The organism is Empedobacter sp. UBA5924 (genome assembly GCF_002431085.1).
GTDB lineage: Bacteria > Bacteroidota > Bacteroidia > Flavobacteriales > Weeksellaceae > Empedobacter > Empedobacter falsenii_B.
Genome location: NZ_DJDM01000007.1, coordinates 1 through 19,442, shown reverse-complemented (window position 1 = coordinate 19,442; position 19,442 = coordinate 1). Strand labels below are relative to the sequence as shown.

The 19,442-nt window shown below is 32.1% G+C and carries 18 protein-coding genes and 1 pseudogene; 9 read left to right on the top strand and 10 right to left on the bottom strand.

The features are described from left to right. Positions 1 to 60: 60 nt before the first annotated feature. Entirely contained in the window at positions 61 to 4,461 is a 4,401-nt protein-coding gene (gene dnaE, locus B3792_RS01445; RefSeq protein ID WP_291068662.1) for a DNA polymerase III subunit alpha, read from the bottom strand. Positions 4,462 to 4,563: 102 nt separating this feature from the next. On the opposite strand from dnaE, the gene B3792_RS01440 reads away from it, so the two are divergent. Together B3792_RS01440 and B3792_RS01435 are read left to right on the top strand one after the other, a co-directional pair. Further along, positions 4,564 to 5,088, top strand: coding sequence for an NADPH-dependent FMN reductase (locus tag B3792_RS01440; protein WP_115001941.1), 525 nt, complete (start codon positions 4,564 to 4,566; stop codon positions 5,086 to 5,088). Between the two features lie 270 nt (positions 5,089 to 5,358). Continuing rightward, on the top strand, positions 5,359 to 5,862 hold the full coding sequence (locus tag B3792_RS01435) for a hypothetical protein (RefSeq protein ID WP_038331001.1): 504 nt from the start codon (positions 5,359 to 5,361) through the stop codon (positions 5,860 to 5,862). Between the two features lie 15 nt (positions 5,863 to 5,877). Here the strand turns inward: B3792_RS01435 and B3792_RS01430 are convergent, their stop codons facing one another. Both B3792_RS01430 and B3792_RS01425 read right to left on the bottom strand, forming a co-directional pair. Next, a complete protein-coding gene (locus B3792_RS01430; protein ID WP_038331000.1) occupies positions 5,878 to 6,246 on the bottom strand; it encodes a MerR family transcriptional regulator in 369 nt (122 codons plus the stop codon). A gap of 9 nt (positions 6,247 to 6,255) precedes the next feature. Continuing rightward, entirely contained in the window at positions 6,256 to 7,206 is a 951-nt protein-coding gene (locus B3792_RS01425; RefSeq protein WP_038330999.1) for a M23 family metallopeptidase, read from the bottom strand. A 99-nt stretch (positions 7,207 to 7,305) separates the two neighbouring features. Here B3792_RS01425 and alaS point away from each other — a divergent pair, with 99 nt between their 5' ends. The 3 genes and pseudogenes from alaS to B3792_RS01410 all read left to right on the top strand — a co-directional run bounded on the left by alaS (position 7,306) and on the right by B3792_RS01410 (position 11,406). Beyond that, positions 7,306 to 9,915 carry an alanine--tRNA ligase gene (alaS, locus tag B3792_RS01420; protein ID WP_291047676.1) on the top strand — a complete coding sequence of 870 codons (2,610 nt, stop codon included), beginning with the start codon at positions 7,306 to 7,308 and terminating at the stop codon, positions 9,913 to 9,915. 103 nt (positions 9,916 to 10,018) lie between these two features. Continuing rightward, positions 10,019 to 10,930, top strand: a pseudogene (locus B3792_RS01415) (DMT family transporter). A 56-nt stretch (positions 10,931 to 10,986) separates the two neighbouring features. Continuing rightward, positions 10,987 to 11,406, top strand: a complete 420-nt coding sequence (locus tag B3792_RS01410) for a DUF805 domain-containing protein (RefSeq protein WP_180905777.1) — start codon at positions 10,987 to 10,989, stop codon at positions 11,404 to 11,406. A 15-nt stretch (positions 11,407 to 11,421) separates the two neighbouring features. On the opposite strand, the gene B3792_RS01405 is transcribed toward B3792_RS01410, so the two are convergent. Beyond that, positions 11,422 to 11,949 (bottom strand): hypothetical protein, encoded by a 528-nt coding sequence (locus tag B3792_RS01405; protein ID WP_291068660.1) that lies wholly within the window; start codon positions 11,947 to 11,949, stop codon positions 11,422 to 11,424. A 173-nt stretch (positions 11,950 to 12,122) separates the two neighbouring features. On the opposite strand from B3792_RS01405, the gene B3792_RS01400 reads away from it, so the two are divergent. Continuing rightward, the gene (locus tag B3792_RS01400; RefSeq protein WP_038330990.1) at positions 12,123 to 12,539 is read left to right on the top strand and encodes a nucleoside-diphosphate kinase; all 417 of its coding nucleotides are present in this window, start codon (positions 12,123 to 12,125) and stop codon (positions 12,537 to 12,539) included. 100 nt (positions 12,540 to 12,639) lie between these two features. Continuing rightward, complete coding sequence (locus tag B3792_RS01395) at positions 12,640 to 13,098, top strand: copper resistance protein NlpE N-terminal domain-containing protein (RefSeq protein ID WP_180905775.1); 459 nt, start codon at positions 12,640 to 12,642, stop codon at positions 13,096 to 13,098. 214 nt (positions 13,099 to 13,312) lie between these two features. Here B3792_RS01395 and B3792_RS01390 read toward each other — a convergent pair whose 3' ends face one another. The 6 genes from B3792_RS01390 to B3792_RS01365 form a co-directional block, all read right to left on the bottom strand. Next, positions 13,313 to 14,053, bottom strand: coding sequence for an acyl-[acyl-carrier-protein] thioesterase (locus tag B3792_RS01390; RefSeq protein ID WP_291068658.1), 741 nt, complete (start codon positions 14,051 to 14,053; stop codon positions 13,313 to 13,315). 30 nt (positions 14,054 to 14,083) lie between these two features. Then, positions 14,084 to 14,581, bottom strand: coding sequence for a 6,7-dimethyl-8-ribityllumazine synthase (gene ribH, locus B3792_RS01385; protein ID WP_291068657.1), 498 nt, complete (start codon positions 14,579 to 14,581; stop codon positions 14,084 to 14,086). A gap of 114 nt (positions 14,582 to 14,695) precedes the next feature. Further along, positions 14,696 to 15,403, bottom strand: coding sequence for a tetratricopeptide repeat protein (locus tag B3792_RS01380; protein WP_221856203.1), 708 nt, complete (start codon positions 15,401 to 15,403; stop codon positions 14,696 to 14,698). A 74-nt stretch (positions 15,404 to 15,477) separates the two neighbouring features. Further along, a complete protein-coding gene (locus tag B3792_RS01375; protein WP_286479239.1) occupies positions 15,478 to 16,077 on the bottom strand; it encodes a porin family protein in 600 nt (199 codons plus the stop codon). Positions 16,078 to 16,098: 21 nt separating this feature from the next. Next, positions 16,099 to 16,869 (bottom strand): ABC transporter ATP-binding protein, encoded by a 771-nt coding sequence (locus B3792_RS01370; RefSeq protein WP_280045469.1) that lies wholly within the window; start codon positions 16,867 to 16,869, stop codon positions 16,099 to 16,101. Then, positions 16,869 to 17,615 (bottom strand): MlaE family ABC transporter permease, encoded by a 747-nt coding sequence (locus B3792_RS01365; protein WP_171622564.1) that lies wholly within the window; start codon positions 17,613 to 17,615, stop codon positions 16,869 to 16,871. Before B3792_RS01365 ends, B3792_RS01370 begins: the two co-directional genes overlap by 1 nt. A gap of 53 nt (positions 17,616 to 17,668) precedes the next feature. Between B3792_RS01365 and B3792_RS01360 the strand changes: the two genes are divergently transcribed. Beyond that, on the top strand, positions 17,669 to 18,259 hold the full coding sequence (locus B3792_RS01360; RefSeq protein WP_180905771.1) for a SprT-like domain-containing protein: 591 nt from the start codon (positions 17,669 to 17,671) through the stop codon (positions 18,257 to 18,259). Positions 18,260 to 18,268: 9 nt separating this feature from the next. Next, positions 18,269 to 19,363, top strand: a complete 1,095-nt coding sequence (locus B3792_RS01355) for a mannose-1-phosphate guanylyltransferase (protein WP_180905770.1) — start codon at positions 18,269 to 18,271, stop codon at positions 19,361 to 19,363. The last annotated feature ends 79 nt before the right edge of the window (positions 19,364 to 19,442 follow it).

The following is a 19,442-nucleotide window of genomic DNA, read 5'->3' as shown; positions in this document are numbered from 1 at the left end:
TTATTCTTGAAAAATTTCGTTCATATTATCTATCAATTATTGAATAGATGAAACGAATAATTAATTCAGTTTGAATGTAATTTCCTGCAATTCATCTAATTCTTTCAACAAATCTCGACAAATGTTAATTTTGATTTTACTTGCTGGTAAATCCAAATTGTTCAAATAATCTTTTGGATCAATTAATTGAATTTTTAATAATTTATCTCCTTGATATTTGAACATAATATCTGATAATTTGCTAAATGTTTCTTCCGAAAATTCTGGAACTTCAATCTTCACCGTCATTTTTTCGGCTTGCTTTTCCACAATTTCATTCAACAACAAAATATTTGTGATGTTTTTATACACACGACCTTGTGTTACATTTCCTTCTTTGTCTTTGAATTCTTTTTTCGAGATATTCAATTTCAAATTCAAGAACATATTTTCTTGCATAAAGTGTCTATACTTCATATAATCGCTCCCAAAAACCATGATATCCATCGAATCTGTATAATCGCTAAACGTAAAAATACCAAATTCGTTTCCATTTTTGGCAATTCTATGTTGAATATTTGACATCATTCCACAAATCGAAACTTCTTTGTTGACAAAATTATCTTCATTCGCATTGATATCAGAAATACTACAATTTGAAGCCATTTTCAACTCATGTTTGAAATCATCCAAAGGATGCGAAGAAATATAAATTCCAACAACTTCTTTCTCCTTCGACAAACGTTGTAACATATTCCATTTCTCACAATCTGGCAACATCGGAACCACATCTTCTACAACAGAATCTCCTCCGAAATCACCAAATAAAGAAGTTTGAGAAGAGTTTTTTTGCTCCTGATAATTTCCTCCATATTTGATTAATTTTTCCAGATTCGTCGTTGTATTATCGATAAAAAAATAACGTCCACGATGAAATTCAAACGAATCAAAACCTCCAGCTAAAACTAAGTTTTCGATTGTTTTTTTGTTCACTGTTCGCAATTCGACACGTTTAACAAAGTCGTATATATCTTTGAACGGACCATTTGCTTCACGTTCAGAAATTATCGAGTTTACTGCGGCTTGCCCAACACCTTTTACAGCTCCCATTCCAAAACGAATTTCATAATTTTCGTTTACGTTAAACTTCGTAATCGATTCATTGATATCTGGACCAAGAACCGCCAATCCCATTCGCTTACACTCTTCCATAAAGAAGGTCACTTGCTTGATATCATTCATATTATTTGAAAGAACAGCCGCCATATATTCTGCTGGATAATGTGCTTTCAGATAAGCTGTTTGATACGCTACCCATGCATAACACGTCGAGTGCGATTTATTGAAGGCATAGGATGCAAAGGCTTCCCAGTCTGTCCAAACTTTTTCTAAAATCTTAGGATCATGCCCTTTTTCTGAAGCTTGCGCAACAAATTTTGGTTTCATTTTATCCAAGACAGCTTTTTGCTTTTTCCCCATTGCTTTACGCAAAACGTCGGCATCACCTTTCGAGAAACCTGCTAATTTTTGCGAAAGCAACATTACTTGCTCCTGATAAACCGTAATTCCGTAGGTTTCTGATAAATATTCTTCCATCGCATCCAAATCGTACTGAATTGGTTCTTCACCATTTTTACGGCGAACAAACGACGGAATATATTCGATAGGCCCAGGACGATAAAGGGCATTCATGGCAATTAAATCCGCGAAAACTGTCGGACGTAAATCCTTCATGTATTTTTGCATTCCGGGTGACTCGTATTGGAAAACCCCAACCGTTTCTCCACGCTGGAAAAGCTCATATGTTTTTTCGTCGTCAATCGGAATTTCATCCGGATTGATTTCGATTCCTGTTCTCGCTTTTACTAATTTGATGGTATCTTTAATCAAGGTTAAGGTTTTCAACCCCAAAAAGTCCATCTTCAATAATCCGGCACTTTCTGCAACCGAGTTATCAAACTGCGTTACATATAAATCTGAATCTTTAGCTGTTGTTACAGGTACGAAATTCGTAATATCATCTGGCGTAATAATTACCCCACACGCGTGAATTCCCGTGTTACGAACAGAACCTTCTAAGATTTTTGCTTGCTGAATAGTTTCCGCAGCTAAATCGTCTCCATTCGATAAACGTTTTAATTCGCTTACAGCATCAAACTCTTCTGGTTTTAAGGCTCCTTTTAATGCAGCTTCATCTAAATTGAAGATTTTAGATAACTTCATATTCGGAATCAAACCTGCAACACGGTTCGCATCAAACAATGGTAAATCCAATACACGCGCCGTATCTTTAATCGAAGATTTCGCCGCCATTGTACCATAAGTGATGATTTGCGCTACTTGATTTGCTCCATATTTATCAATCACATAATCCATTACCAACGATCGACCTTCGTCATCAAAGTCGATATCGATATCGGGCATAGATACACGATCAGGATTTAGGAATCGCTCAAAAAGTAAATCGTACTGAATTGGATCTAAATTGGTAATCCATAAACAATAAGCAACTGCTGATCCTGCCGCCGAACCACGACCTGGACCAACCGATACGCCCATTTTACGCGCCGCAGCAATAAAATCTTGTACAATCAAGAAATAACCAGGATAACCTGTTTTTTCAATTGTGGCTAATTCGAAATCCAAACGTTCTTTAATTTCGTCTGTCAATTCTGGATAACGAATTTTTGCACCTTCGTAGGTTAAATGTTTTAAATAAGCATTCTCACCTCTTTTCCCTCCATCTTCATCATCTTCTGCGTGATGAAATTCTTCGGGAATATCAAATTTTGGAAGTAATACATCTCGATAAAGCGTGTATTCTTCTATTTTATCAACAATTTCTTGAATATTAATAATTGCTTCGGGAATGTCTTGAAACAATTGTTTCATTTCTGCTTCCGACTTAAAATAATATTCTTGATTTGGCAAACCAAAACGGAATCCACGACCACGACCAATTGGCGTTGATTGTTTTTCTGCATCGCGCACACACAACAAAATATCGTGTGCATTCGAATCGTCTTGATTGATATAATACGTATTATTTGTCGCAACAACTTTTACATTGTGTTTACGCGCAAACGCAAGCAAAGTCTGATTAACACGATCTTCATCTTCTTGTCCGTGGCGCATCAATTCGATGTAAAAATCATCACCAAACTGCTCTTTCCACCAAAGTAAAGCTTCTTCGGCTTGCTTTTCACCAAGATTCAAAATTTTGTTTGGAACTTCACCTTGTAAGTTTCCAGACAAAACAATTAAATCTTCTTTATATTCTTCAATAATCGCTTTATCAATTCGAGGCACGTAGTAAAACCCATCAGTATAAGCCTTCGATGCCATTTTTGCTAAATGATGATAACCATTTTTGTTCTTTGCAAAAATTACAATTTGATAGCCATTATCCTTTTTTGTTTTGTCTAAATGATTTTCACAAACAAAGAATTCGGAACCAATAATAGGTTTTAAGATAACTTCCGTTGGTTCTGCTCCGTCAGCAATTAACTCTTCATTCTTTACTTTTGCAGCTTTATTATGATTTTGTACTTCTGCATTAAAATGAAAAGCTCCCATCATATTTCCATGATCGGTAATTGCAACTGCAGTCATTTTATTTTTTGCCGCAGCACTCACCAAATCGTTTACAGAAATAGTCGATTGAAGAATTGAAAATTGTGTGTGATTATGTAAATGTGCAAATTTTGCTTTCTCGAATTGTGCTAAAACTTCTTCCGAAATATCAATAACCTCATCTCCTCCATCTTCTTTGGCTTTAATTTTCGCAATTTCTTGTGAAGCTTTTTTAAGATTTACGTGATTTAGTCCAACTGGCTGAATATTTGTTTCATTAATTGCATTAAATCGAACAAAATATTCATCTTCAACTTCTAACTCGTTTTTTGTAAAAATACCTTTACGAATCAACTCGAAAAAACAACGCGTAGTTGCCTCCACATCGGCAGTTGCGTTATGCGCTTCGCCAAACGGAACACCAAAAAGATATTGATGCAATTCCGTTAACGTTGGTAATTTGTAACGACCTCCACGACCTCCAGGAAGTTTCAATAACTCAGCAGTCACCTCGGTACAGGTATCCAAAACAGGTTTTTCGGCTAAATTATTTTCATAATTCAGACGATAAAATTCGGCTCCCATAATGTTAATATCGAAACCTAAATTTTGTCCAACAATAAATTTAGCTTTACCTAAAGCTTCGTTGAATTTATCTAAAACTTCTTTTAATGGAACACCTTTTTCGGTTGCTAAATCAGTTGAAATTCCGTGAATACGTTCAGAATCATACGGAATATCAAAACCATCTGGACGCACCAAATAATCTTGATGTTCAATAATTTGCCCCATTTCATCGTGCAATTGCCAAGCGATTTGTATACAACGCGGCCAGTTGTCGGAGTCAGAAATCGGCGCATTCCAATCTTTCGGAAGACCAGTTGTCTCTGTATCGTATATTAAGTACATTGAGTTTTCGTTTGAATCTGTAAATTTACGAAATCTTAGCAGAAGATTTTCTTAAGATAAGTTAAGAATAATTATCTATTTTAGATGTTCAAATCAACGAAAATGAAAAATATTTTCATCATTAATGGAAGCACAAGCGAAAATTCATCTAATCAAAAAATCATAGAAAATTTTATTTCTTCTACATCTCAATATTTCAAATGTACTGTTTTTGATGAATTAAAAACTCTTCCTCATTTTGATCCAGAACGTTCTATCGAAAATACGCCGCAAGAAATACTTGGTTTTAGAACTGAAATAGAAAAAGCTGATGGAATAATTATTTGTACGCCCGAATATATTTTTAGTATTCCGAGTGGATTAAAAAATGTATTAGAATGGTGCGTTTCTACAACTATTTTTGATGGAAAACCTTTAGGAATTATCACTGCGTCTGCAAATGGAGAAAAAGGACATGAAGAATTGCAATTGATAATGAAAACGTTGATGACAAACTTCAATAATGAAACAACTTTACTCATTCAAGGTGTTAAAGGAAAAGTAAATTCGGAAGGAAAAATTATTGATAAAGTAACTTTACAACAATTGGAAGAGTTCATCGTAGCTTATAACCAACTATTAACCTAAAATATGTTTTACGTTTATACTATTGCAATACCACTTTTGATTATTTTGACTTTTTATTTCGTTGAACGAAAAATATTCAAAATAAATAACCTTCTCATTTTAGTTTTTTTATTCTGGCTTTACTTGATTAGCTTATTTTTTTTACAATATTTTAAAATTTTAAATGATTTTTGGAGTTTATACTCCATTTTACTCTTCTTACTTCCAATCACTATTATTGTATTAATTATAAAAATTGTAATGATTATTCTAAATAATTTTAAAAAATAAATGAAACAAAAACTAATCTATATACTTTATTGGTCAGCAATATTTACGGTTTCAATATCAATGTTTGTGTATGGAATTGTAAAACCTACTCAATTCACAAATATGGATAACAGCATTAATAATCATCTTTCTGAAGGTCATCGATTGATGTGGAATTTTTATAGTTTTACCAAAGGGTATCCAATAATCATCGGAATTTTTGAAGTGATTGGTGCAATCACATTACTTTTTAGAAGGACAAGAATTTTTGCATGCTTGTTATTAACTACAATTTTAATCAATATTATTCTACAAGATTATTTCTATGAAATTGTTGCGCTAAATTCTTCTATTTTTTATCAAGTTTTAGTCTTTGTTATCTTAATTATTGACAAAGAAAGAGTGATTGAAATTTTTTCGAAACTATTTGAATTAAAAACTAAACTAAAACCAAACTGGATTCTAATCATTATAAGTTTTATACTTGCAATTGGCTTTAAATTTATTGAAACAAAAGTTTTATAACCAAAAAAGATGAACTTAATTCAGTTCATCTTTTTCTAAAATTTCTTCCGACTCAAAACTCATTTTAAGTTTGATGAGTTCATCTTTTATATTTTCTAATCGCTTCACAACATCTATTTCATCTGTTGTTGTCGCAATTCCTTTTTTACCAATCGCTTGTTTTGCACCTTCTAACGTATAGCCTTTTATTTTTACCAAATAATAGATATTCTTGAAACAATCAATATCATTTTTGGTAAATAATCGATTTCCTTTTTTGTTCTTTTTGGGTTGAATAATTTCAAATTCTTTCTCCCAAAATCGAATCAACGATGCATTTACATCAAAGGCTTTGGCGACTTCGCCAATCGAGTAATATAGTTTATCAGGCAGGTCTACGTTCATTATCAGCGTTTAATCCAAAGATAATGACAATTTTTTAGAGTTTTGATAAATTTTAATGAAATCGTCTGGATCTACATCATTGTAGAAATACATAATTGGATCTACAGGTTCTCCATTCTTGTGAATTTCGTAATGCAAATGCGCTCCTGTCGACAATCCAGTCGTCCCAACATAACCAATTACATCGCCTCTTTTCACTTTTTGTCCACTACGAACTTTCGCACGAGACATGTGAGCATACAAACTTTCGTAACCATTTCCGTGTTTCAAGACCACCATATTTCCGTAACCCGAATTAAATTCAGAAACTTTTACAGAACCATCTCCAGTTGCATAAATTGGTGTTCCTGTAGAAGCTGCAAAATCTAAACCTTTGTGCATTTTATTCACTTTCAAAATTGGGTGAAAACGAGATCCATAACCAGAAGCTAATCTACTTACATATTTATCTGCAACAGGTTTTAGAACTGGCATTGATGATAAATTGGCATCTTTTACACCAGCAGAACGAAATACTTCGTCCAACGATTTTGATTCAATTTCGATTTTATCAATCAATTTTTCGATATCTTCTGCTGTATAATTATCAATTTCTTTGTTTACAGAATCGATATTTTCATTGACACGCATATCATAAATTGTACGATAAATATTGCGATCTTTTTCTTCGATTTCTGTCAAAGCCTCTTCAACTTCTTTGAATTTTTTATGTAATTGCTGATTTTCATTTTCCATTCTTTCCAACTCAGCCAATAATTTGCTTTTGTCGTCTTTGAATTTCCCTGCTCTCGATGCGTATTCAGAATCATTAAAATGATAACCAATCATTCCAGCAGATATTGTCGATAGACATAAAAATAGTAATACGTATAATGCTGTTTTAGGAGTTTTTTGGACTCTTTTCTTCGCCCAACTCATTAAAAATTTCACAGAATTATACTTATAGTTTTTATTTTCCATTACTTAACCAACCTTTTATTATCTTTGTAAAACGTTTGCAAAGTAACGAATATTGTACGAGTAAACTTGTTAATCAAATGATAAAAATAATTTAATTAAATGAAATCCAAAGATATAAGAAAAGAATTTCTGCATTTTTTTGAGACAAAAGGCCACTTAATAGTAGACTCTGCGCCGATTGTTTTGAAAGACGATCCGACATTAATGTTCAATAATTCGGGGATGGCACAATTCAAAGAATATTTTTTAGGAAACGGAACTCCAAAAAGTAATCGTATCGCGGATACACAAAAATGTCTTCGTGTTTCTGGTAAACATAATGATTTGGATGATGTAGGAAAAGATACTTACCACCACACGATGTTCGAAATGTTAGGAAACTGGTCTTTTGGTGATTATTTCAAAAAAGAAGCAATCGCTTGGGCGTGGGAATTACTAACAGAAAAATACGGAATCTCTAAAGATCAAATTTATGTAACAGTTTTTGAAGGTGATAAAGGTGACGGAACATCATTAGATGAAGAAGCATTAGAACTTTGGAAACAACATATTGCTGAAGACAGAATTCTTTACGGAAATAAAAAAGATAATTTCTGGGAAATGGGTGATATCGGACCATGTGGACCATGTTCTGAAATTCATGTTGATATTCGTCCAGAAGCTGATCGTTTAGCTGTTGATGGTAAAACATTGGTTAATATGGATCATCCACAAGTTATCGAAATTTGGAACTTGGTATTTATGCAATACCAACGTAAAGCTGATGGTTCTTTAGAATCTTTACCAGCGCGACACATCGATACAGGAATGGGATTTGAGCGTTTAGCAATGGTTTTACAAGGAAAATCATCAAATTATGATACAGATGTTTTTCAACCAACAATTCAAAAATTAGAAGAAATTTCTGGTGTAAAATATGGCGCAGCAGAAAAAACAGATATCGCGATTCGTGTTGTAGTTGACCATTTACGTGCAGTTTCTTTTGCAATTGCAGACGGACAATTACCATCAAACACAGGAGCTGGATATGTAATTCGTCGTATTTTACGTCGTGCTATTTCTTACGGATATCGTTTCTTAGGTCTTAAAGAGCCTTTTATCTATAAATTATATCCAATCTTGAAAGCTGAAATGGGCGATTTCTTCCCAGAATTAGTAAAACAAGAAACAATTGTAACTGGCGTTATTCGTGAAGAAGAAGCATCTTTCTTACGTACAATTGAACAAGGATTAAATCGATTAAATCAAATCATTGAGCAATTAGGAGATTCTAAAATTGTTCCTGGTGATGTGATTTTCGAATTATATGACACGTTTGGTTTCCCTGCAGATTTATCTCGTATTGTAGCAGAAGATCACGGTTTCACAATTGACGAAGCTGGTTTTGAAGCTGAAATGGCGAAACAAAAAGAACGTTCGAAAAAAGCAACTGCTTTATTAACGGATGACTGGGTTATTTTAGATGATAAAGGAAACGAAACCTCTATCGCTTATGATAACACAGAAGCTGAAGTAAAAATTACACGTTACAGAAAAGTAAAAAATAAAAAAGGAGAATTTTTCCAATTAGTATTCAATCAAACGCCATTCTATGCAGAATCTGGAGGACAAATTGGTGATACAGGATCAATTTCTACTTTGAATGAAACAATTGAAGTTGTTGACACGAAAAAAGAAAATAACTTAGTAATTCATTTCGTTGAAACTTTACCAGAAAATGTAAACGCTACATTCAATGCGAAAGTTGACACAGAAAAACGTAATGAGACAACTAAAAATCACTCTGCAACACACTTAATGCACGAAGCTTTACGCGAAGTTTTAGGAACGCACGTAGAACAAAAAGGTTCGTATGTTGGAGACGATTATTTACGTTTTGACTTTTCTCATTTCTCTAAAATGACAGATGAAGAATTGGCTATTGTTGAGCAAAAAGTAAACGATAAAATTGCAGAAGCTTTACCATTAATCGAAAAAAGAGATTGTGATATCAACGAAGCTATTGCTGATGGAGCTATGGCTCTATTTGGTGAAAAATATGGTGATAAAGTTCGTGTCATTCGTTTCGGATCTTCAATCGAATTATGTGGTGGTACGCACGTAAAAAACACAGCAGATATTCGTTTGTTCAGAATTTTATCTGAATCTTCTACTGCTGCTGGTATTCGTCGTATCGAAGCAATTACATCAAACAAAGCAATCGAAGCATACAAAGATGCTGAGAAAAATTACAATGATGTTTTAGCTGCACTTAAAACGAAAAATGATGCGGTAAAAGCGGTTCAACATTTATTAGATGAAAATGCAGAATTGAAAAAGCAATTAGAGTCTTTTGTTGCGCAACAAGCTGCTGCTGAGAAAGCGACTTGGAAAGCTGCGATTAAAGAGATTAATGGTGTTAATTTCTTAGCGGTTAAAACGAATTTAGATACAAATGCCGCAAAACAAAATGCAATTGATTTAACAAAAGAAATCGAAAATGCATTTATCGTTGTTGGTACGAATGATGCCGTAAAACCATCGATTACAATTTCTATCGCAAAAAACCTTGTAGATGAAAAAGGTTATAACGCAGGACAAATTGTAAAAGAAATCGCGAAGCACATCAATGGCGGCGGAGGTGGACAAGCTTTCTTAGCTACAGCAGGTGGTAAAGAGGTTTCTGGATTAGATGCTGCACTAAAACAAGCAGAGGATTTTGTTAAATAATAAATCTCTATTATAATACTTTAAAAGCGACTTGGTTTATCAAGTCGCTTTTTTTTTATTTTTATAATTCTATTTTAGAATTAACACTTTTAACTTTTTTATCTTGAAAGAGATCAAATTATTGATTGCCGTTAGTATAGTTGCAATTGTTTGGGGAACAACTTTCCTCGGAATTCGTATAGCTGTAGAAACTATTCCTGGTTGGTTTGTTGTTGAAATTCGTCAATTTTTGGCAGGACTAATTATGCTAATTATTTTACTATCTAAAAAGGAATTAAAATAGATTGGCTGGAAAAATTTGTCTTATCAACTTATATTTTCAAGTTTGATGTTAATCGCTGCAAATGGATTAACTACTGTTGCCGAAGAAAATTTATCGAGTAGTTTAGCTGCATTAATCAGCGCAACCTCTCCTATTTTAGTCTTTTCAGGAAGTATTTTTATTGGTTTACAAAAATTTAGTTACCGCGGATTATTAGGTGTTTTACTTTGTTTTTGCGGCGTAATATTTATTTTTTGGGATGGAATTAAAGAATTAGCAAATCCAGAATATAGAACCGGAATTATTTTACTTTTTTGTGCGATTACAGGTTGGGCAACAGGAACTATTTTCACCAAGAAAATGAATATTCAATCTAAAAATATTTCTCTCAATCTTTTTTACCAATTTATATTTGCTGGAATTGTTCAAATTATTTTTGCATTCGCTTTTACTAAAAATTATAATTTCGAGAATTGGAGTACAAAAAGTATTTCTGCCATGCTTTATTTAGCTGTTTTTGGTTCTGTGATTACGTTTTTCTCTTTTCATTATGCATTGACCAAAATTTCCCCTATACAAGTTTCTATTCTTTCTTATTTCAATACGATTATTGCAATTATTTTGGGTTGGTTAGTTCTTGACGAGCAGATTTCATCAAAGTTTATCGTCGCTACTATTCTAATTATTCTTGGTGTTTTTATTATTAATTATAAGCCAGAAATGTTCAAAACTAAACGTTTAAAAGCAGATTAAGAGTTACGTAATAAAATTTATTTTAATATTTTTAACATAATTTAACAACTTAATCTATGATTGAAATATACAAACGAGTAATGTTTGACAATTACGCCAATTTCTCGGGAAGAGCCCGCAGAAGCGAATTTTGGTATACAACTTTAATTAATACTATATTTTTTATAATATCTTTCATTTGTTTATTTAAATTTATAAATATATCAGACATAGTTTCATATACTATTGGAGGAATAATAGTTTTATTTTTTTTTATAACTCTTATACCAAGATTAGCTTTAATAAGTAGAAGATTGCATGACACAGGAAAAAGTGGATGGTTCTATTTATTAACTTTTATACCTGGAGGAAATCTTATTTTATTAATATTTTTTATTATGGATAGTCAACCAGGTTCTAATCAATGGGGACCAAACCCAAAAGAAACTGATGATTCTATCAACGAAATAGGAAACGATTTAATCGAAAGATATTAAAATTAAAAAGCGAGATTAATTCTCGCTTTTTAATTGGATCAATTTTATCCATTGTTTTAGATTATATCGTCTAAAAATTCCGAAATAACGTTGATTAAAAGAGTTCACCCAAATCGAATTGTCTTCACAATAAATCACAACTGTTTCGATATAATCTCTTCTTCGGTAATTGTATTTATAAAAAATATTTCGTTCTGAATATTCAAAAAGAAACAAACCTTGTTCATCCAACGATTGCGTAAAATTATGTTGACGCTGCGCTAACTCTTTGATTAAATTAATATTTTCACTTAACGATTTTGATGTTTTAATTTCTACAAAAAATCTGTCATTAATTGTCGTTATTATTCGAATTCCAAAAATTACAATCAATGAAATAAAAATAATATTGATTTCACTTGATGCATAAGCAAAAAACAAAATAAGTAAAAGCATCCAACCTAAGTCCAAATAATTCCAAATTTCGAAAGGCAGAAAATATTTATCACCAACCTTTTTGAGTTTCGTTTTATGATGAAATGTGGAAAGATTATTTGTGTTCATAACTTTAGATTTATCTTAAAAATAAGAAATATTATCGAATTGAAACAATTGTAAATAAATAACAATTAACACATTTTATTAAAACAAGAAATTTTAATCATAAAACATAAACATTCGAATCATTTTTGTAATTTTGCACCTCAAAAATTAAGTAATAAATACAATTCAATAAAATGGCAAACATTACATTCACAATGATTAAGCCTGATGCAGTTGCAAAAGGACACATCGGAGATATTTTAAAAGACATTACTGACGCTGGTTTCAAAATCAAAGCGGCTAAAATGACTCAATTAGCAAAACAAGATGCTGAAGCATTTTACGCTATCCACGCAGAGCGTCCTTTCTTCAAGGATTTAGTAGAATTCATGACTTCTGGACCAATCGTTGCTGCAGTTTTAGAAAAAGACAACGCAGTTGCTGATTTCCGTACTTTAATCGGTGCTACTAACCCAGCTGAGGCTGCAGAAGGTACAATCCGTGCTAAATATGCTGAATCTATCGATGCTAACGCTGTTCACGGTTCTGATTCTGACGAAAATGCTGCTATTGAAGCTGCTTTCCACTTTGCTGCGAAAGAAATTTTCTAATCGAATAAGATTACAAAACATTATACAAATCCTTCTGAAAATATTCGGAAGGATTTTTTTTGGCTCAAAATTTACTTACCTTTAAATCAAATTCTAAAAAATGAAAAAAATAATTTTAGCCACATTTACAATCGCAGCTTTTGTTGTGTCAAGTTGTAAAAGCGAAACAGAACCTGTAAAAAATGATGTAGAAAATGTAGAAGATTCAGTAAAAGTTGAAGCAAAAACTGCCGAAGAATCTATTCAATACGAAGGAGCTTACAAAGGAATTTTGCCTTGTTATGAGAAAGATTGCAAAGAGGTTGAAATGGAAATAAAATTATTACCAAACAAAGGATATGTCTATTCTACAAAACGTCTGGGGTTAGATAAAATGGCAATTATGACAACTGGAACTTTTCAGTTTAAAGAAGATGGAAATACAATTGTTTTTCCTGAAATTGCCAATGTTCCGAATGCTTTTTTGGTTGAAGAGGGAAAAATTACTCAGTTAAATAAAAATCAGAAGAAAATAGAATCGGCCGATTCTGCTAAATTTGTTTTGACAAAAGAAAAATAGATAAAAAAAGGTTTCGATATGAAACCTTTTTTTATTGTAATAATTTTAGATTCTTTGATAAACTCAGAATAATTGTTTTCAAAACTCTGATAAAGTAAATGTCATTCCGACGAAAGGAGGAATCTGAGATTCTTCATTCCACTTACGTTGCATTCTGACTTATTATCCATAAGTCATGTTGAACTCATTTCTACATCGCATTATACAAAGTATTTTACCTCAACTCCAATCGACAAACGAAGTTTACTTTTTCTTGATTAACAACTTTAAACTGAATTAAATTCTTAGTTTCTAATTTCTGAATTTCTATTTTGTCATGTAAACTTAATTCTTTCAAGAAATTCATATCAATCGCTTTGATACGATGTTTGAATATTATTTCAGGATCAATAGTATTCAAGCACCAGTCCAAATATTTGGTATTATTTGCATGTTTTACGATATCCAAATCAGAGAATTGAACTTTATACTGAATAACTTCTGTTGGTTCAAAATCAATGTTCAAAATCGAATTCTCGATTTCTGTTGGTTTTAGATTAGGAAATCGTTCAATGTGAGATGAATCAAGTTGAAGAATATCCGGACGACGTTTTTCTGTATTGAAAACCGCCCACAAACTTGAAGCGCCAATTAATTTTTTTCCATTTTTCTCAATCGTAAAATCACGAATAGATTTTGCTCCTTTCAGCACTTCAATCCACGTTTTTACATCTACAAAATCTGTCCAAGAAGGTAATTGATCAATTTCTATTCGAAGTCGATTCATTACCCAAGATTGATTAAATTCTTGCAAATCAAAGAAACCTAAGCCTCCTTTTATTGCGTGTTCTGAAGCCGTTAATTGAAAAAGATTTGCCATTTCAGACAATTTCATTTTACCTGTCGGATCACATTGAGAAAAATAAATTTCCCAATTTTTCGTATAAATTGATTTAAAATCTTCTGCTATTGGCATCGATAAAATTTTGAATCTTTTATAGTGAAATTATTTACCTAATTTCTTTTTCATATCCGCCATCATAACCGCAGCTACACCAGCTTCCACTCCTTTATTTCCATGTTTTCCTCCGGAACGATCAATTGATTGTTGTTCATTTTCGTCTGTTAAAACACAAAAAATAATTGGCATATTGTGTTTGATATTCAAATCTTTTACACCTTGCGTTACACCTTGACAAACATAATCGAAATGCGCTGTTGCTCCACGAATCACACATCCAACAACGATAATTCCGTCCAAATCTGGATGAACTTGCGCGACTTTATCAGCTCCATAAATCAACTCAAAACTACCAGGAACTTCATATAATGTAACATCATCAGGATTTGCGCCCAAATCAATCAATGTATCTTTTGCTCCATCTCGTAAATTAAATGTGATATGATTATTCCATTCAGATGTAATGATTGCAAACTTAGAGCCCGCTACATTTGGTAATTCTGCTTTATTATATTGAGATAAATTTTTATTTTCTGTTGCCATTTTGTTTAAAATTTGAATGGTAAAATTACAAAAATGATTTAGGATAAACTTTGATTTGAATCAATAAAAAAAGCCGAACAAATTGTTCGGCTTGTAATTATCTTTTGAAGTGAATTATTTTGCAGTTTCAGAAGCGTATTTTAAACGCTCAATAAACTTCGCAGTTTCACCATTATTTGCATTTGGATATTTATCCTCTAAAGCTTGAAAATATTTTAAAGCATCAGCATTTTTACCTAATTCCATTGCAATTTCACCTGCTTTTGTGTAGTAAGTTGATTGTAAAGTTTCAACTTCTGTCGCTTCAGCAGCTTTTACATAGTAAGGTAAACCTTCTTCTAATTTGTTAGAAGCAACTAATGCGTTTCCTAACATACCATATTTTTGCGCTAACATCACATTGTCATCTGTATCAAAATCTTCTAATAATTTTACAGCAGATGCGTAATCTCCTAATTTATAATAAGAACTTGCCGCTTTGAAACGTGCTAAATTACCAGCATCAGTATTTCCATATTCATCAACAATTTGTTGTAAACCTTGGAAACTTCCTGCGCTACCATTAAGAGCAACGTTAATAGAATCTTGATCAAAAAGACGTTCTGCTTGAACCATTTCTTTGAAAGCATCATCCGATTTAGGTTCTACGACTAGTTTTAAGTAAGCAAAATAACCTAAAACAGCTACAATAATTACTCCTAAACCAATACCAATTGCTTTAGCATATTTTTCAACAAAAAACTCTACGTTGAAAGCTGTTCTATCTAATTTTTCTACGAATTGCTCTGTAGCGAATTCTTCTTTTTTATTATTTTTTGCCATTTTAATAATTTACGAGGTTGCAAAAATACAATTTGGAACAAATATATCCAATAAATTTATTTACAAACAACCTTTTAGAATAAATATGCTACTGATAAGTTTAACATTTGCGGACGATTTTCTGTTCTATATTGTCCATTTGATCCGTTCAAAATGTCAGATCCAACTTTTCCTAAACCGAATTCGTAACGTAAATCGAATAATAATTTAGAAACTTCTACACCTGCACCAATTTGCATTCCGACATTGAATTCGTCTTGTTTTGCAGTTGTAAAATCTTTTACAGATAATTTATCATCAAAATAGTAAGAGAAAACTGGACCAGCTTGAACGTGTCCGATTCCTAAAAATCTTTTTCCAACATTTACAGGAATATCTAAACGTTTTTTAGTTACATCAAGATTTTGTCCATCAACATCATATTCATTTTTGAATTGCGTATACAATAACTCTGGCTGAATGTAAATTCCTGCTAAAGAAACGCGCGCTAAAGCACCCGCTTGAAATCCAGCAGAAGCTTTTCCATCTCTCTTGAAAATATTTCCAGCATCTTGCCAAACTTTTCCTTTATCTGTATTGAAAACAGCTCCACCTTTGATACCAAAATCGATATTTTGTGCTGTAGCAAAATTTGCAGCTAAACCTACAATTGCAGTTAAAATTAATTTTTTCATAGAATTTTTATTTTTATTGATTTATTGTTGCTCTTTTAATAAGGCTTCTCTTAATTTCTTGAAAAGATTTGACGAATATACAAAATCAATAACATTTGGATTATCAGCCACCAAAATCTCCTCTTTTGTCCCTTCCCATTCCAAGAAACCATTTTTTAAGAAAACAATATGATCTCCAATTTCCATTACTGAGTTCATATCATGTGTATTTACAACGGTTGTTGTGTTATATTCTTTTGTGATATCATAAATTAATTGGTCGATAACTAAAGCCGTTTTCGGATCAAGACCAGAGTTTGGCTCATCAGCAAACAAATATTTTGGATTATTTACAATCGCACGCGCAATTGCCACACGTTTTTGCATTCCTCCAGATATTTCTGACGGATATTTTTTTAGCGCTGTACGAGCTATTTCTACACGATCTAACACTTCACGTGCACGTTTTTCGGCATCAGCATTTGACATATCCGAAAACATTTGCAATGGAAATTTTACATTTTCAACAATATTCATCGTATCATACAAAGCCGAACCTTGGAAAACTACTCCAATTTCTGAACGTAAACGTTGTTTTTCTTTGTAATCAAACTCGATCATATTATCTCCTTCGTACAAAATTTGACCTGAAGTTGGTGTTAATAATCCAATCAAATTTTTCAAGAAAACTGTTTTTCCAGAACCACTTTGACCAATAATTAAACTAACTTTTCCTTTCTCGAAAGTGACAGAAAAACCTTTCAGTACTTCTACTGCATCAAATGATTTTCTGATATCTTTTACTTCAATCATTAGCTCAAAATTGTTTGTGTTAATATTAAATTGATCACAATAATTGCTACTGATGTCCATACAACAGCTGTTGTTGCAGAACGACCAACTTCTAACGAACCTCCTTTTACTTTATAACCATAATATGCCGGAATTGTTGCGATAACAAACGCGAATACCATTGTTTTAAGGAATGTATAGACAAACAATTTTGTTGCCATATTCATTTGTAAACCTGTAATAAAATCGGCCGCTGACCATAGTTTTGTAAAAACACCAATGTAGTAACCTCCTAATAATCCAAATCCAATAGAAATCATAACCAATAAAGGATTGAAAAATACACAGGCGATAATTTTTGGTAAAATCAAGAAGTTTGCAGAATTGATTCCCATAACATCTAACGCATCAATTTGTTCGGTAACACGCATGGTTCCGATACTCGAAGCGATATACGAACCTACTTTACCAACTAAAATTAGCGACATAATGGTTGGAGCAAACTCTAATACCAAAACCACTTTGGTTGCATAACCAATGTAGGCATCTGGAACAGGAATAGAAGCTCCCTGAAAGTTTTGCGCCATTTGTATTGCTACAACTGCACCCATAAATGTTGAGATAAAGGTTACAATCCCTAAAGAGTTGACACCTAAATCATATATTTCTCTAACGGTCAATTTCCAGAAAACGCTCAATTTTTGAGGTTTGCTAAATACTTTACCCATAAGCATAAAGTATGACCCTAAATTTTCGATTAGTTTCATTACGACAAAATTAATATTTTTATTGGAAAGGCTTTTTATTTATCTTGCACAATGTGAATTTAGAACATTTAACTTCTTATCTCCCTCATAATGCAGACTTGTATGTAAAAAAGTGGTTAGAAAATCATTTTATAACGTTAAAAATTACAAGAAGACGTGAAACTAAGTTGGGAGATTATCGCAAATTGGTCGAAAATAATCGTCATCAAATTACAGTGAATGGCGACTTAAATCAGTATGCTTTCTTTTTTGTTTTTACACATGAAGTGGCGCATCTCAAAACTTTTGTTCAGTTTGATTCGCGTAAAATAAATCCGCATGGAAAAGAATGGAAAACCATTTTTGGGCATTTATTATTAGAATCTCTTCACATTTATCCCGAAGAATTGCAACCGTATATTCTTCATCATGCCAAACATCCGAAAGCGAGTTTAGGAGCAGATATTAATATCTCAAAATATATTATAGATGATAAAAATCCTGCTCAAATTTATCTTGAAGATTTGGAGGATGGTACAATATTTTCGATAGGAAAAAGAATCTTTAAAAAAGAATCTAAAAGAAAATTAAGGTATCTTTGTTTAGAGTTGAAAACCAAGAAAAAATATTTGATAAACGCAACTGCAACTGTAAATAAACTTTAAAAGACAATCATGAATAATAAAGATAACTACGCTGTTATCCTTGCCAGTGGTACAGGAGTGAGATTATGGCCTTTGAGTACAATTAAAAAACCAAAACAATTTCATGATTTATTAGGAATAGGAAAAACTTTTATTCAATTAACGTATAATCGCCTTAAAAAAGTCGTTCCGCAAGAAAATATTTTCATTGTAACTATTCAAGATTATAAAGAGATTGTAAAAGAACAATTACCAGATTTTGAGGATAAAAATTTTATCATCGAACCAAGAGTCATGAATACCGCAGCTTGTAATTTATTGGCCGCAATGACAATCCAACAATTTAATCCAAATGCAAAATTGATTATTTCTCCTTCAGATCATTTTATTTTTGATGAAGATGAATTTGTAGAAAAAGTAAATCTTGCTTTCGAGGATGCTGACAACGATCGATTGATTACTTTGGGAGTAGCTCCAACGCGTCCAGATGTTAATTACAGTTATATTCAGTTCATCGAAAATACAACACCTATAAAAAAAGTAAAATCTTATATCGATAAACCTGATTTAGAATTTGCTGAATCTTTTATAACGAGTGGTGAATTTATTTGGAATACAGGAATCCTTGTTTGGTCTGTAGATAGTATTGTAAAAGCTTTTCAACAACATTTACCTTCGATGAAAGAAACTTTAAAAAAATATTTTGATCTTGATCGTTCTTTACAAAATACAGAAACTTTAAAACCTATTTACACAACGTTAGACGTAACTTCTATCAACAAAGGAATTTTAGAACAAGCAGATAATGTTTATGTCATTCCAACAACTTTTGGCTGGAGTGATATTGGAACTTGGTCTGCAATCAACGAAAAGTATAAATACACAGGTGAAGATCAGGACGAAAATCACAATACATTATTATGCAAACATTTTTCTGGTTACAACGCTAAAAATAATTTTATTTATTCTACACAAGACAAAGCTATTATTATTGATGGATTAGACAATTATGTGGTTATTAATTCGGAGAAAGGATTACTCATTTGTCCTCGAAGCAATGTACAGTTTATAAAAACTTATGTGAGCGATTTGAAATTACAGAAAAACGGAGAAAAATATTGTTAAATAAAAAAATCTCTTCAATATTATTGAAGAGATTTTTTTATGTATTTATAATTTTAATAAGGACTGTCTCTTAAAGTGT

Excerpts from the sequence above, each read along its gene's own strand:
- dnaE (WP_291068662.1), bottom strand. The coding sequence starts at position 4,461 with ATGTACTTAATATACGATACAGAGACAACTGGTCTTCCGAAAGATTGG.
- B3792_RS01440 (WP_115001941.1), top strand. The coding sequence starts at position 4,564 with ATGAAAAATATTTTCATCATTAATGGAAGCACAAGCGAAAATTCATCT.
- B3792_RS01435 (WP_038331001.1), top strand. The coding sequence starts at position 5,359 with ATGAAACAAAAACTAATCTATATACTTTATTGGTCAGCAATATTTACG.
- B3792_RS01430 (WP_038331000.1), bottom strand. The coding sequence starts at position 6,246 with ATGAACGTAGACCTGCCTGATAAACTATATTACTCGATTGGCGAAGTC.
- B3792_RS01425 (WP_038330999.1), bottom strand. The coding sequence starts at position 7,206 with ATGGAAAATAAAAACTATAAGTATAATTCTGTGAAATTTTTAATGAGT.
- alaS (WP_291047676.1), top strand. The coding sequence starts at position 7,306 with ATGAAATCCAAAGATATAAGAAAAGAATTTCTGCATTTTTTTGAGACA.
- B3792_RS01410 (WP_180905777.1), top strand. The coding sequence starts at position 10,987 with ATGATTGAAATATACAAACGAGTAATGTTTGACAATTACGCCAATTTC.
- B3792_RS01405 (WP_291068660.1), bottom strand. The coding sequence starts at position 11,949 with ATGAACACAAATAATCTTTCCACATTTCATCATAAAACGAAACTCAAA.
- B3792_RS01400 (WP_038330990.1), top strand. The coding sequence starts at position 12,123 with ATGGCAAACATTACATTCACAATGATTAAGCCTGATGCAGTTGCAAAA.
- B3792_RS01395 (WP_180905775.1), top strand. The coding sequence starts at position 12,640 with ATGAAAAAAATAATTTTAGCCACATTTACAATCGCAGCTTTTGTTGTG.
- B3792_RS01390 (WP_291068658.1), bottom strand. The coding sequence starts at position 14,053 with ATGCCAATAGCAGAAGATTTTAAATCAATTTATACGAAAAATTGGGAA.
- ribH (WP_291068657.1), bottom strand. The coding sequence starts at position 14,581 with ATGGCAACAGAAAATAAAAATTTATCTCAATATAATAAAGCAGAATTA.
- B3792_RS01380 (WP_221856203.1), bottom strand. The coding sequence starts at position 15,403 with ATGGCAAAAAATAATAAAAAAGAAGAATTCGCTACAGAGCAATTCGTA.
- B3792_RS01375 (WP_286479239.1), bottom strand. The coding sequence starts at position 16,077 with ATGAAAAAATTAATTTTAACTGCAATTGTAGGTTTAGCTGCAAATTTT.
- B3792_RS01370 (WP_280045469.1), bottom strand. The coding sequence starts at position 16,869 with ATGATTGAAGTAAAAGATATCAGAAAATCATTTGATGCAGTAGAAGTA.
- B3792_RS01365 (WP_171622564.1), bottom strand. The coding sequence starts at position 17,615 with ATGAAACTAATCGAAAATTTAGGGTCATACTTTATGCTTATGGGTAAA.
- B3792_RS01355 (WP_180905770.1), top strand. The coding sequence starts at position 18,269 with ATGAATAATAAAGATAACTACGCTGTTATCCTTGCCAGTGGTACAGGA.